Origin of the sequence: Corallococcus exercitus, from assembly GCF_042231735.1 — a bacterium.
In the GTDB taxonomy this organism is placed as follows: Bacteria; Myxococcota; Myxococcia; order Myxococcales; family Myxococcaceae; genus Corallococcus; species Corallococcus exercitus_B.
Genome location: NZ_CP102577.1, coordinates 8,392,759 through 8,405,514 on the forward strand (window position 1 = coordinate 8,392,759; position 12,756 = coordinate 8,405,514).

Genomic DNA, 12,756 nt, shown 5'->3' on the forward strand with positions numbered 1-12,756 from the left:
GGGGGGAAGGTGAAGCGGACAAATTGATTCTCGTGTCAGCCGCCCGGATGTTGCGTGTGGGTGGCTGCTTACACGGTCATGAGTGGGTCCATCCTCATGAATTCACAGGTGAAGTGTTCGTCCCACATCCGTCCCGAAAACACATTCCGACCGGTAGGTAGGCAGGTGCGCCGGGTTGTATTTCCGTTCATTTTCACCCTGCCTGTGCACGCCCGTCCACCCACACCCCGTGTCTGGAGGCTTGACCGCCCGCTCGCCTTGCGGGTATTGAAATTGATAGTGATTATCGATTTCAACTTGGCTCGAACCCACAGGAAGGCCGGAGGGACACGCCGTGGCACGTGAACTGGGACCGCGAGGGAAGCTGTGTCGGCGGTTGGGCATCCCGCTGTCGCGCATCAGCGCGAAGGACCCCGACAAGGATCCGGTGCTGCGCCGGCCGTATCCGCCGGGGCAGCACGGGGCGACGGCGCGCGTGTCGGTGAGCGACTTCGCGCAGCGGCTGCGGGAGAAGCAGAAGCTGAAGCTGTACTACGGCCTGTTGGAGAAGCAGTGCCGCAGTGCCTTCCTGGAGGCGCGCAAGGCGCCGGGCAACACCGGCAAGGTGCTGATGCAGCTCTTGGAGAGCCGGCTGGACGCGCTGGTGCTGCGCGCGGGGCTGGCCACGAGCATCCGCCAGGCGCGGCAGTTCGTGCGCCACGGCTACTTCCAGGTGGACGGCCGGCGCGCGGACATCCCGAGCATCCGGCTCAAGCCGGGCAACGAGGTGCGCTTCCATCCGGCGCACCTGAAGCTCGCGGTGGTGCAGGACGCCTTTGGCCGGATGAAGTCCCGGCAGGTGCCCGCGTACGTGCAGGTCCTGGGGGAAGGGGAGGGCATGCGCTACGTGCGGCTGCCGGAGCGTGAGGAGATCCCCGTGGACGTGAACGAGCCGTTCATCGTCGAGTACTACGCGCAGCGCAGCTGACCGGCCGGCCCGCTTCCGCCCGCCCGCCGTGCATGCGGGCGGGCAGGGGAGGAATCCGGCGCTCGCGCACCCCATCTTCTTCCTCGGGGGAAGGTTCACGAGAGGAAGGAGTGGGGATGCGCGGGGACGGAGGCGAGCCGGTGGCGGAGGGCTGGGTGGCGCCACGGGGGCGTGCGGCCCGGGGACACCTGCCCCGCCACGTCGCGGGCCTCTTCCGCTTCCAGCCGGGCCGGCCCGCGGTGGCCGCGGGGCTGCGCACGGCGCTGGCCCTGGGGGTGCCGCTCATCGTCTCCGCGCTGCTGGGCATGCCGGCGGCGGCGTGGGCGGGCATGGCGGGGCTCTTCGTCGCGCTGGTGGACAAGGGCGGGCCGTACCGCACGCGCGCCCGGGCCATGGGCGCCATGACGGTGCTGGGCGCGGGGGTGGGGCTCATCATCGCGCTGCCCAGTCCCTTCTGGGTGGACGTGGCGTTGACGTTCTTCTGGGTGACGGCGTGCGGCTTCGCGCGCAGCTACGGCGACACGCCGGGCATCGTGGGCATGCTGATGGCGAACCTGTTCGTGGTGTCGCTGGCGCTGCCGTCGCACGGGCCGGAGGCCGCGCTGATGCAGGCGGCGTTCTTCGTGGCGGGCGGCCTGTGGTCCATGTTCCTGGCGCTGGTGTTGTGGCCGCTGAGGCCGTACCGCCCGGCGCGGCTGGCCATCGCGGCCTGCTACGAGGAGCTGGCGGACGGCGCGCACGCGGTGGCGGGCTGGCCCATGGAGGGGCCCTCACGGGCGGGGACGTGGGAGGCGGTGCAGCGGGCCGCGCGCATCCGGAGGTCGCTGGAGACGGCCCGCGCCACGCTGGGCGCCACGCGCCAGGGGCGGCAGGAGGAGAGCGGCCGGGGCGAGCACCTGCTGGTGCTGCTGGAGGACGCGGACGCGCTGTCGCTCTTGCTCACGGCCATGTCGGAGGCGCTGGACGAGGCTCCGCGCCAGGGCGCGTGCCGCACCGCCCTCATCGAGGCGCGGCATGCGTTGGGTGCGCTGGCCGTGGACCTGCGAGGCGTGGTGGGCGCGCTGACGCGGGGCACGGTGCCGGTGCCCACGGCGTGGGACGCGGAGCGGTTGAGGCAGGTGCTCGACGCGGAGGGAGGGCCGCCGGAGCCGGCGCGCTCGCAGTACTCGCACGTCGCGGGGCTGCTGGGACGGCTGCGGGAGTACAGCGCGGTGGCGCTGGAGGTGGCGTCGCGCCTGGAGAGCGGCAAGCCGCTGCCGGAGCGGGACACGAAGCCCTTCGGGCTGGAGCCGGGCCGCGGGCGTTCCGGGTGGACCGTGCTGCGCGAGCACCTGACGCCGGAGTCCGTGGTCTTCCGGCACGCGCTGCGGCTGGGGCTCACCGCGATGGCGGCGACGGCGCTGGCGGAGGGGCTGGGGCTCAATCACTGGTACTGGGTGACCATCACCGTGATTGTCGTGTTGCAGCCGTACTCGGGGCTCACCACGGAGAAGGGGCTGCAGCGCGTGGCGGGGACGTTCGTGGGCAGTGTGCTGGCCATGGGGCTGGTGCACGTGCTGCCGGCGCGGTGGATGATGCTCGCGGTCATCGTGGCGCTGGTCTGCGTGTCGGTGAGCGTGCGGCCGCTCAACTTCACGGTCTACCAGGTGCTCCTGGCGCCGGCGTTGGTGCTGCTCGCGGAGATGCAGACGGGGGACTGGCGGCTCGCGGGGGTGCGCATCCTCAACACGGTGCTGGGCGGCGCGCTGGCGCTGCTGGGCATCCGGCTGCTCTGGCCCAGCCCCGAGCACGCGCGCTTCGCCGAGGAGGTGGCCCAGGTGCTGAAGGCGGACCAGGACTACCTGCGCGAGGTGGCGCGGAGGCCGGTGCCCACGGAGGCCGCGCTGCGCGAGGCCCGGCGCAAGGTGGGCGTGGCGCTGTTGTCCGCGGAGGCGTCCTTCCAGCGGCTGCTCAGTGAGTGGAAGGGACCGGCGAAGGAGCTGGAGCCGGGGATGGCGCTGATTACATACGCGAGGCGCTTCACCGCGGCGGTGACCGCGCTGGCGGCGAGCCGCGCCTGGCACCCGGGAGCGGACCTGGGGCCGGTGGTGCGCTACGCGTCGGAGGCGCTGGAGGAGCTGTCCGCGGCGCTGGTGGCGCGTCGCGTGCCGTCAGCGCTCCAGCGCGAGGCGCCCGGGCTGGACGGTGCGGACGCGCTGGCGCGCACACAGGTGGCGCGGCTGGTGCGCCAGCTGGGCGTGCTCCACCACGCGGTGGAGCGCATGCCGCCCGCGCTGCGCGCTTCGGAGGATGGCGCCACGCCCGTTCCCGCGTGACACGGCATGCAGCGGATGCCGCCCGCGGGGCCTCGAGCAATCGCGGCCAGCGCTGGTCCGTGGAGGATGCGGTGCATGCCTCCGATGCCCGGCAAGGCCTCGCACGAGCGCGATGAGCGCGAGCCCGCGGAGCGTGCGGGGCGTGCCTCCGAGCTGCGATGCGGCGCGCGCCCAGCAGGGCCTCGCGTGACCGTGACGGATGCGGCCCGCGCGAAGGGCAGCTGCGTGTGCCCTCCGCGCTTCACGCCGCCAGGGAACCCGCTACGCCCGCTCCAGCTTGACCAGCAGCCGGCGCAGGTCCTCGTTCACGCGCACGAAGTTGGAGTTGCCCTTCTCGTCCTCCAGCTGCTTCTTCAGCGCGGGCAGGGACGCCTCACGCAGCTTCTTCGCCGCGCCGGGGGCGTCCGCCAGCCAGTCCACCGCCTGGATGACCGTGGCGCGCGCCTCGGTGTCGCGCTCGGCGAGCCGCGTCGCCAGCGTCGGGCCCTGGTCCGCGGCGCCCAGCCGCCCCAGCTCCAGCGCCGCGCGCTGCAACAGCACCGCGTTCGCCTTGGGCAGCCGCTGCGACCAGCAGCCCGCGTCGCCGTTGCACGCCTGCGCCGCCTCCAGCACCGCCCCATACCCCTGCACCTGGTCCGCGCGCTTCTTGCCCAGCGCCGCGGCGTCCTCACACCCCTCCTCGCCCGTCTCCTTGCAGTCCGCCGCCGTGCGCGCCGGCTCCGCCGCCGCCAGCTTCGCGAGCACCGGCTGCTCCCGCGCGTCTCCCAGCAGCACGATGCCCTTCACGGCGATTTCGCGCGCGTACCAGTCCCCGCTGCCCGCCGCCTTCTCCAGCGCGGGGAGCGCGTCCCGGCTGCCCAGCAGCGTCAGCGCCCGCACGTACGCGTCCCGCACCGTCGGATCCGGCTCGGTCACCAGCCCCGCCAGCGGCTTCACCGCCTCCGGCGCGCGCATCCGCCCCAGCGCATCCGCCGCCTGCATCCGCACCAGCGCCTGGATCTGCGGATCCGAGTGCGTGAACGACAGCTGCTTCAAGAGCGACGGCACCGCGCGCTTCTCCCGCAGGTCGCCCAGCACCTGCGCGGCCTTCATCGGGTAGCTGGCCGGGTTCACGCCCTGCGCCTTCGCCCACGTGAGCAGCTCCGCGTCCTTGCCCTCCAGCACTGGCAAGAGCGCGTCCGCCGCGGGCGCGCCCAGCTGGAACAGCGCGAAGCTGCTCTCCACGTAGAACGACACGCCCCGGCGCTCCTTCGTCAGCGTGCGCATCAGCGCCGGCACCGCGCGAGGGTCGCCAATCTGCCCCAGCGCCTCGATGGCCTTCTTGTTGAGGAACGGCTCCGTGGCCTCGTCCGTGGCCAGCTGGATGAGCGGCTCCACCGCCGGCTTCGCCTTCATCGCGCCCAGCACCTGGATGGCCTCGATGCGCGTGTAGTTGTCCTTGCTGCGCAGGAGGGGCACCAGCGACGGCACCGCGCGCTCATCTCCAATGCGCCCCAGCGCGCCCACCACCGCCTTGTTCACCTGCTGCACGGACGTGTCCGACGCCCCGGGGTCCAGCGCCGCCGTCAGCGGCTCCAGCGACGTGGGGTGGTGCAAGTCCCCCAGCGCCCGGGCCACCGCGGCCTTCACCTCCGGCCGGCGCTCCGAGGACAGCCGCGCGTGCAGGAAGGGCAGGAACTGCTCGTTGACGTTGCCCGACGTGCGCATCGACTCAATCACTCGCACCCGGTCGTCGGGCCGCTTCGCCCCCTCCAGACTGGACTGCCAGTACTCCGGCGTCTTGGGGTCCTCCTTCTTGCAACCTCCAAGGGCGAGGCAGGACACAGCCAGGGACAGGGCGAAGAATGAGCGGGACATGGGGCTCCTTTTGCGTCCGAACGACAGGCTTTCGTCGGGTGTAGACCTGTCCTCACGAAGGACGCAAACCTCCCCCACCTCCTGGGGTACGCTGGTCAACGACATGGCCCCTGCTGAAGACAGTCGTAACGCGTCGCGTCCGACCATCGTGCGCCGGACGTACCTGCTCGACCGAGAATTCCAGCTCAAATACATCCTGCTGCTCACGGGGATGGGCGCCGGGAGCATGCTGCTGTTCGGCGTGCTCGCCCACCAGGTGCACCGCATGGCGGCCGAGGGTGGGCTGTCCGGCGAGGAGACGCTCTGGTGGCTCACCGGCGTCGCCACCGTGGGCCTGGGCATCGCGCTCGGGTTGTTCGGGCTCCTCTTCACGCACCGTGTGGCGGGCCCCGTCCACGTGATGAGCCTCTACGTCGCGGCGCTCGCGGCGGGCCGCTACCCGCGCCTGCGCCCCCTGCGGCGCAAGGACGAGCTGCGCGCCTTCTTCGGGCGCTTCAGCGAAGCGGTGGACCGCATCCGCCAGCGCGAGGCGGACGAGGCGCTCGCGCTGGAGAAGGCCCTGGAGGCCCTCAAGGACGTGGCCACCACGCCCGAGTCCCGCGAGGCCCTGTCCACGCTGGAAGCGCTGCGCACGCGCAAGCGCCAGGCGGTGGACACGTCCGCGCCGCCGGCCCCCTTCAAGTCCGTGGCCTGACCCCCTCCCTTTCTCCCAAGAGATTTCCCTCACATGAGCAGCCGACCCCGCATCGTCTTCATGGGCACGCCCGAGTTCGCCGTGGCCTCGCTGGAGGCCTGCTTCGACGTGGGCGACGTCGTGGCCGTCGTCACCCAGCCGGACAAGCCCAAGGGCCGGGGCAACGCCGTCACCGCGCCGCCCGTGAAGGAGCGTGCGCTGGAGAAGGGCATCCCCGTGCTCCAGCCGCAGAAGCTGCGCACGCCGCCGTTCTCCGAGGAACTGCGCCAGTACGCCCCCGACGTCTGCGTGGTGACGGCCTACGGAAAGATTCTCCCCAAGGACCTGCTGGCGCTTCCGGCGAAGGGCTGCGTGAACGTACACGCCTCGCTGCTGCCGCGCTTCCGGGGCGCCGCGCCCATCCAGTGGGCCATCGCGCACGGCGACAGCGAGACGGGCGTGTCGCTGATGGTGATGGACGAGGGCCTGGACACCGGCCCCGTGCTGGACATGAAGCGGCTGCCCATCGCGCCGGACGAGACGAGCGCCACGCTGCACGCGAAGCTGTCCGCGCTGGGCGGCGACATCCTGCGCGAGTCCCTGCCGCGCTACCTCCGTGGCGAGCTGACGCCCCGGCCCCAGCCGTCCGAGGGCATGGTGCTGGCGCCCATCATCGACAAGGAGAACGGGAAGCTGGACTTCACGAAGCCCGCGGTGGAGCTGGACCGGCGCCTGCGCGCCTTCACGCCGTGGCCCGGCGCGTACACGCTGCTGGGTGGCAAGGTGTTCAAGGTGCACCGGATGCAGCCGGCGGCGGGGAAGGGTGAGCCCGGGACGGTGTTGTCCGCGGGGCCGGAGGGCATCGAGGTCGCTTGCGGCGAGGGCTCGGTCGTCTTCCTGGAGGTCCAGCCGGAGGGCAAGCGGGTGATGCGCGCGGCGGACTTCCTCTCCGGAAACAGATTGCAGCCGGGCAGTCAGCCGTTCACGTCGTAAGCGCGCCCCCGAGCGCCATGTGGAATCCTTGCGCGATGGAGTCTCACGGATGGGCATGAAGCTGTTGGTATTGCACGGGCCGAACCTCAACCTCCTGGGGGAGCGCGAGGACGTCGCGGGGGGCCGCCTGACGGACCTCGACGCGGCCCTGCGCGCGAAGGCGAAGGACCTGGGCCTGGAGCTGACCATCGTCCAGTCCAACCACGAGGGCGTCCTCATCGACACGCTCCACGCCGAGCGCAAGAACGTGGAGGGCATCCTCATCAACCCGGCGGGCTACTTCACGTCCTACGCGCTGAAGGAGGCGCTGGAGGCGGTGGGCCTGCCCGCCATTGAAGTCCTGCTCAAGCCGCCCGCGCGCGAGTCCGTGGTGGCGGAGGCGTGCGCCATGCAGGTGCTGGGGCTGCACGGCTTCGACCCGTACATCCAGGCCCTGGAGACCTTCGCGAGCGGCATCTTCCACCCCGCCATCCCCGGGCCGGTGAAGACGCTGGGCCGCCGCAAGAAGGGCGCCGGGCCGGAGGACGAGGGCACCCGTCCGAAGCCCAAGCTGGTGGGCCGCGTGCACCCGCTCAAGAAGGACGACGCGCCGGAGCCCACGCCGCTGGCCGCGCCCGCGCGCTCGCTGCGGCGCACGGTGGAGGCGGGCGGTCCGCTGAAGACGCTGGGCCGCAAGTCCACGCCCACCGTCGTGAAGGGGGAGGGCAAGGCGGGCAAGACGCTGGGCCGCGCGGCGAAGGCCGGGGCCACGCCCGCGTCGGACCTGCTCACGCGGGCGCTCGTGCGCCAGAAGATCGCGGACCGGCTGGCCGGGCGGCTCAGTGAAGCGGAGCTGGCCACCTGGGCTCGCGCGAAGTATCAGCAGGTGCAGCGTGGTGAGCCGGCGGAGAGCGGCCACCGCGAGCTCCTGGAGGACAGCCTCCAGAGCCTCACCCTGTCCCATCTGCCCGCGACCCGGCTGACGGACACGCAACTGGTGGACCTGATGACCCGGCTGGAAGAAGGATGAACGCCCGTATCCTCGCCATCAACATCCTGTCGCGCGTGCGCGCCACGGATGCCTACCTCAACGTGGTGCTGGACACGGTGCTGTCGGAGACGCCGCCGAAGGACCCCCGCGACGCGGCGCTCGTCACCGAGCTGACCTACGGCGCCACCCGCCGGCAGCTCGCGCTGGACTACGCCATCACCCGCTTCGCGGACCGCAAGCTGGACGCGCTGGAGGACAAGGTCCTGGCCGCCCTGCGCGTGGGCGCCTACCAGCTCTTCCACACCCGCGTGCCCGCGCGCGCCGCCGTGGCGGAGACGGTCCAGGCGCTCAAGGACGTGGGCCTCGGGCGCGCGGCGGGCTTCACCAACGCCATCCTGCGCAAGCTGTCGGAGCTGCCCTCTCCGCCCCTGCCTGCCCAGACGGACATGGTGGAGTACCTGTCCGTGCGCGAGAGCCACCCGCGCTGGCTGGTGGAGCGGTGGATCCGCCAGTTCGGCCGCGAGCGCGCGGAAGGAATGCTCGTCGCCAACAACCTGCCGCCTGGCGTCGTCATCCGCGCCAACGCCTCCAAGGTGACGCGCGACGCGCTGCTCGCGCAGCTGAAGGAAGTGGGCGTGGAGGCGCGCGCCACGGACGCGTCGCCCGTGGGCATCGTCCTGCCGTCCGTGGGCCGCGTGGAGGACGTGTACGGCTACGCCGAGGGGCTGTGGCAGGTGCAGGACGAGGCCGCGCAGCTCGTGGGCGTCTATGGCGCCATCCCGGAGACCGCGCGCGTGCTGGACGCGTGCGCGGCGCCGGGCGGCAAGGCCTGCCACCAGGCGGAGACGCACGACGTCGTCGCGGTGGACCTGCACGCCAACAAGCTGCGGAAGATTGACGCGGAGGCCCAGCGGCTGGGGCTGTCCGGCCGCCTGAAGGCCTACGCGCACGACGCGTCCGAGCCGTTCCCCGAGAGCTGGGGCGAGTTCCACGCGGTGGTGGTGGACGCGCCGTGCACCGGCCTGGGCACGCTGCGCCGGCACCCGGAGCTGAGATACCGCCGCAAGGAGGAGGACGTGGCCCGGCTGGCCACGCTCCAGCGGCGCATCCTGGAGAACTGCCAGGAGGCGGTGCCGCCGGGCGGCCTGCTCGTCTATGCCGTCTGCACGCCGGAGCCGCAGGAGGGGCAGGACCAGGTGGACATGTTCCTGCGCAGCCACCCGGAGTGGACGGCCGAGCCGCCCGTGCTGCCCGGCCTCAAGCTGCCGCTCGCCCAGGCCTGGCTGCGCACGCTGCCCGGGCCGGAGGGCTACGACGGCTTCTTCGCGGCCCGGCTGCGCAAGCTCTACTAGCGCCGGGCGGAAGGGACCCGCGCGAGGACGGCCTTCAGTCCTCGTGCGGAATCAGGGCGGCCTGCTTGAAGGCCTCCAGCACCGCGGCGGACGCGCGGTCCAGGTACTTGCCCTTGCGGATGAGCAGGCCGATGGGGCGCGACACCGGCCCCTCCGCGAAGGGCTTCGCCACCAGCGAGCCGGCCTTGATCTCCGCGTGGGCCGTGGCGAGCGGGAGGATGGCCACGCCCAGGCCCATCTCCACCGCGCGCTTGATGGTCTCCACGTTGTCCATCTCCATCACCGGATTGATGTCGATGTTCTTCTCGCGGAACAGGCGGTCCAGCGCCTTGCGCGTGGGGGCTTCCCGGTCGAAGGCGATGAAGGGCACGCCCGACAGCGCGGTGACGCTCACCTTCGCCTTGCTGGCGAACGTGTGGTTGGGCGCGCAGACCACCGCCAGCTTGTCGTCGCGGAACGGCAGGATGTCCACGCCCGCGCGCGGCTGTGGATAGGCCACGATGCCAATCTCCGCCGCGCCCAGGATCACGTCGTCGTAGACCTGGTCATTGCGCCGGTAGTTCAGGCGCATGTTGACCTTGGGGTGCGTCTTCAAGAGCTGCTTCTGCACCGCGTTCAGCTCGTGCAGACCCACCGAGTAGATGGTGGACACGGTGGTCGCGCCCTGGACCTCCGTGGCCTGCTCGCGGATCTCCTGCTCCACCTCCGCGAAGCGCGCCAGGATCTCCTTGCAGCCCCGGAACAGGCGCTCGCCCGCCGGCGTGGGCGTCACCTGCCGCGCGCTGCGCGAGAGCAGCTTCTGCTCATAGCGGTTCTCCAGCGCGCGGATCTGCTGGCTCACCGCGGACTGGGTCACGTGATTGAGCTGCGCCGCGCGCGAGAACGAACCCGTCTCGACCACGTCACAGAACATCTTCAACGATTCGAGCTGCATGGGCCGTCTCCTACCCTCAAACCTAATGGCCGGGCCAGTGGTAATTAGTAGACCTACCCCGCGCGCGAAAATGACCTACAGGGACAATGCGCCCGGCTGCTTGCGCGGCGCGGCGAAATCCTCGGGCTCTCAACCGCTGGAGTCATGGGGAGGCTCCGGGGGGCGCGGGCGGGTGAGGGCGAAGAGGGCGGCGCCCAGGGCGACGAGCGCCCCGCCGGAGAGCGTCTGCACGCGGCCCAGGTCGCGGTCCGTCTCCTGGAGGAGCTGGCACTCCTGCGGGGACAGGTGGGTGCAGTCAGCGGGGGCGAAGACGGCCCGCACGCCCAGCCCGAGCAGCCCCAGGCCGCCCAGCATGAGGCCCGCGACGCCCCCGAGCGCCGCGGCGCGCAGGACGGAGGCACCCCGGGGCGAGGGCAGGGAGGTCATGGACCGGGAGGCGTAGCACCGTCCCGGGCCGGAAGGGACAGGGGAGGGCGTCCCGGGCGTATGCTTCCGGACCATGCGAATCCTGTATGGGGTCGTCGGCGAAGGGATGGGCCACGCCACGCGCTCGCGCGTGCTGCTGGAGGCGCTGACGAAGGAACACGAGGTCCACATCGTGGTGTCGGGCCGCGCGCAGCACTACCTGGCCCAGCGCTTCCAGAACGTGCACGGCATCTGGGGGCTCACCATCGCCTATGAAGGCAACTCGGTGAAGAAGTGGCAGACGGTGCTGCAGAACCTGCAGGGCGCCGTCGCGGGCTGGCCGCAGAACGTGCGCCAGTACTTCGACCTGGTGGAGGGCTTCAAACCGGACGTGGTGGTGAGCGACTTCGAGACGTTCAGCTACCTGTTCGCGAAGCGCCACATGTTGCCCGTCATCAGCGTGGACAACATGCAGATCATCAACCGCTGCCAGCACGACCCGGCGCTGCTCGCGGGCCACGAGGAGAGCTTCGAGGCCTCGCGCGCCATCGTGAAGGCGAAGCTGCCCGGGGCCTTCCACTACCTCACGACGACGTTCTTCTACCCGCCCGTGCGCAAGCGCCGCACCACGCTGGCGCCGTCCATCCTCCGGCCGGAAATCCTCGCGGCGAAGCCGGAGGCCGGTGAGCACCTGCTCGTGTACCAGACGGCGACGACGAACACGCACCTGCCTGAAATCCTGAAGCAGTCCGGCGTGCCATGCCGCGTGTATGGCCTGCGCCGCGACCTGAAGGAGGACGTGGTGGACGGCAACCTCACCTACCGGCCCTTCAGCGAGGCGGGCTTCATCGACGACCTGCGCACCGCGCGCGCGGTGGTGGCGGGCGGCGGCTACACGCTGATGAGCGAGGCCGTCTACCTGCACAAGCCGCTGCTCAGCATCCCCGTGGGAGGCCAGTTCGAGCAGGTGCTCAACGCCCTCTATCTGGAGCGGCTGGGCTACGGGATGTATGTGAAGGAATTGAGCCTGGACGCGCTGAGGACGTTCCTGTCCCGCGTGCCCGCCTGCGCGGAGGCCCTCAAGGGCTACGAGCAGGACGGGAACGTGAAGATGCTCTCCGCGCTCAACGACCAGCTGGCGCAGGCGTACGAGCACCGCGGCCACTGGCGCATGGAGCTGGCGGAGATGGACGGCAAGGCCTGAGGCCTGGCGTCCACCGGGCCTCATCGGGTGTCCCCGCGTCAGTGCAGGGACACCTCGTTCTCGTTGTTGCGCTCCGCCGCGCGGCGGCTCATCTCCGTGAGCCAGGAGCGGGTGAGGGGCGTCTCGCTCTCGCTGCCCTTGTAGCGCTCCGGGGTGCTGTCCTGGGGCAGCAGCCGGTTGACGGCGTCCAGCACGGCCGCGGTGAGGTTGGGCGCCAGGGCGCGTCCCACCGCCCCCAGCTTCGCGGGCATGCCCACCAGCGCCTCCGCGTCACCCCGGCGGCACGCCTCGATGATTTTCCGCGCCACGCGCTCGGCGCTCATCGACACGCCCATCATCGAATTGCTCACGTGGAACCACGCGTACTCCTTCTCGTGGTCGCCCTTGAAGTTCGCGTTGCGCGGGCTGCCCGTGCGGATGAGGGACGGGCACGCCGTCGTCACGCGGATGCCGTCCTGCGCCAGCTCCGTGCGCAGCCCGTCCGACAGGCCCACCAGCGCGAACTTGCTCGCGGAGTACGGCACCAGGTGCGGGATGCTCAGCTTGCCGCCCATGGAGGACACGTTGACGATGCGGCCCTCACCGCGCGCCTTCATCGCCGGCACCACCGCGAGCGTCGTGTACAGCGGCCCCCAGAGGTGGACGTCCACCGCCTCCTCGAAGTCCTCCAGCGTCATGGACTCCAGCGGGCCCACCATGATGACGCCCGCGTTGTTGATGAGCACGTCCACCGCGCCCCACTGCTCGTGGACGGCGCCCACCATCGCGTCCACCTGCACCTGGTCGCGCACGTCGCAGCGCAGGGAGAGCACGTGCCCGCCGATGCGCTCCAGGTCCGCGTGGGCGCGCTGGAGCGACTCGGTGTCCCGGCCGCAGATGGCCACGCGCGCGCCTTCCTTCAGCAGCATGCGCGCCATCACCAGCCCCAGGCCCCGGGAGCCGCCGGTGATGACGACCGTCTTGTCCTTGAAGCTGAAGCGCGGCCGGAGCGCGCGCTTCAACCCCACGGCGGCTCCCACCCCGGCGGCAAGCGCGCCCAGGGAGAAGCCCTTTCGCTCGGTGTGTCGTCGGTCAGCCATGGTGCGA

Annotated in this window: 11 protein-coding genes; 7 read left to right on the top strand and 4 right to left on the bottom strand. The window is 71.4% G+C overall.

Going from position 1 to position 12,756, the window contains the following annotated elements; all coding sequences use genetic code 11:
- Positions 1-334: 334 nt before the first annotated feature.
- Both rpsD and NR792_RS33740 read left to right on the top strand, forming a co-directional pair.
- Positions 335-967: a 30S ribosomal protein S4 gene (gene rpsD, locus NR792_RS33735; RefSeq protein WP_375756819.1), complete on the top strand. Its 633-nt coding sequence runs from the start codon at positions 335-337 to the stop codon at positions 965-967.
- A gap of 116 nt (positions 968-1,083) precedes the next feature.
- Positions 1,084-3,282, top strand: a complete 2,199-nt coding sequence (locus tag NR792_RS33740) for an FUSC family protein (RefSeq protein ID WP_375756820.1) — start codon at positions 1,084-1,086, stop codon at positions 3,280-3,282.
- Positions 3,283-3,543: 261 nt separating this feature from the next.
- Here the strand turns inward: NR792_RS33740 and NR792_RS33745 are convergent, their stop codons facing one another.
- Complete coding sequence (locus NR792_RS33745; protein WP_375756821.1) at positions 3,544-5,139, bottom strand: HEAT repeat domain-containing protein; 1,596 nt, start codon at positions 5,137-5,139, stop codon at positions 3,544-3,546.
- Between the two features lie 103 nt (positions 5,140-5,242).
- Here NR792_RS33745 and NR792_RS33750 point away from each other — a divergent pair, with 103 nt between their 5' ends.
- The 4 genes from NR792_RS33750 to rsmB are packed head-to-tail and all read left to right on the top strand — an operon-like array spanning position 5,243 to position 9,127.
- Positions 5,243-5,833: a signal protein gene (locus tag NR792_RS33750; protein ID WP_375756822.1), complete on the top strand. Its 591-nt coding sequence runs from the start codon at positions 5,243-5,245 to the stop codon at positions 5,831-5,833.
- 33 nt (positions 5,834-5,866) lie between these two features.
- Entirely contained in the window at positions 5,867-6,805 is a 939-nt protein-coding gene (fmt, locus tag NR792_RS33755; RefSeq protein WP_375756823.1) for a methionyl-tRNA formyltransferase, read from the top strand.
- Positions 6,806-6,854: 49 nt separating this feature from the next.
- Positions 6,855-7,814, top strand: a complete 960-nt coding sequence (locus NR792_RS33760) for a type II 3-dehydroquinate dehydratase (RefSeq protein ID WP_375756824.1) — start codon at positions 6,855-6,857, stop codon at positions 7,812-7,814.
- Positions 7,811-9,127 (top strand): 16S rRNA (cytosine(967)-C(5))-methyltransferase RsmB, encoded by a 1,317-nt coding sequence (rsmB, locus tag NR792_RS33765; protein WP_375756825.1) that lies wholly within the window; start codon positions 7,811-7,813, stop codon positions 9,125-9,127. The genes NR792_RS33760 and rsmB overlap by 4 nt, the downstream gene beginning before the upstream one ends.
- A gap of 34 nt (positions 9,128-9,161) precedes the next feature.
- Here rsmB and NR792_RS33770 read toward each other — a convergent pair whose 3' ends face one another.
- Positions 9,162-10,061, bottom strand: coding sequence for a LysR family transcriptional regulator (locus NR792_RS33770; RefSeq protein ID WP_375756826.1), 900 nt, complete (start codon positions 10,059-10,061; stop codon positions 9,162-9,164).
- 129 nt (positions 10,062-10,190) lie between these two features.
- Positions 10,191-10,487, bottom strand: a complete 297-nt coding sequence (locus NR792_RS33775) for a hypothetical protein (protein ID WP_375756827.1) — start codon at positions 10,485-10,487, stop codon at positions 10,191-10,193.
- 73 nt (positions 10,488-10,560) lie between these two features.
- Between NR792_RS33775 and NR792_RS33780 the strand changes: the two genes are divergently transcribed.
- Positions 10,561-11,670, top strand: a complete 1,110-nt coding sequence (locus tag NR792_RS33780) for an MJ1255/VC2487 family glycosyltransferase (RefSeq protein ID WP_375756828.1) — start codon at positions 10,561-10,563, stop codon at positions 11,668-11,670.
- Between the two features lie 38 nt (positions 11,671-11,708).
- Here NR792_RS33780 and NR792_RS33785 read toward each other — a convergent pair whose 3' ends face one another.
- Positions 11,709-12,749 (bottom strand): SDR family NAD(P)-dependent oxidoreductase, encoded by a 1,041-nt coding sequence (locus NR792_RS33785; RefSeq protein WP_375756829.1) that lies wholly within the window; start codon positions 12,747-12,749, stop codon positions 11,709-11,711.
- Positions 12,750-12,756: the final 7 nt, after the last annotated feature.

Coding starts and splice junctions, on each gene's coding strand:
- NR792_RS33760 (WP_375756824.1), top strand. CDS start 6,855: ATGGGCATGAAGCTGTTGGTATTGCACGGGCCGAACCTCAACCTCCTG.
- NR792_RS33750 (WP_375756822.1), top strand. CDS start 5,243: ATGGCCCCTGCTGAAGACAGTCGTAACGCGTCGCGTCCGACCATCGTG.
- NR792_RS33775 (WP_375756827.1), bottom strand. CDS start 10,487: ATGACCTCCCTGCCCTCGCCCCGGGGTGCCTCCGTCCTGCGCGCCGCG.
- NR792_RS33740 (WP_375756820.1), top strand. CDS start 1,084: ATGCGCGGGGACGGAGGCGAGCCGGTGGCGGAGGGCTGGGTGGCGCCA.
- NR792_RS33745 (WP_375756821.1), bottom strand. CDS start 5,139: ATGTCCCGCTCATTCTTCGCCCTGTCCCTGGCTGTGTCCTGCCTCGCC.
- fmt (WP_375756823.1), top strand. CDS start 5,867: ATGAGCAGCCGACCCCGCATCGTCTTCATGGGCACGCCCGAGTTCGCC.
- rsmB (WP_375756825.1), top strand. CDS start 7,811: ATGAACGCCCGTATCCTCGCCATCAACATCCTGTCGCGCGTGCGCGCC.
- NR792_RS33780 (WP_375756828.1), top strand. CDS start 10,561: ATGCGAATCCTGTATGGGGTCGTCGGCGAAGGGATGGGCCACGCCACG.
- NR792_RS33770 (WP_375756826.1), bottom strand. CDS start 10,061: ATGCAGCTCGAATCGTTGAAGATGTTCTGTGACGTGGTCGAGACGGGT.
- NR792_RS33785 (WP_375756829.1), bottom strand. CDS start 12,749: ATGGCTGACCGACGACACACCGAGCGAAAGGGCTTCTCCCTGGGCGCG.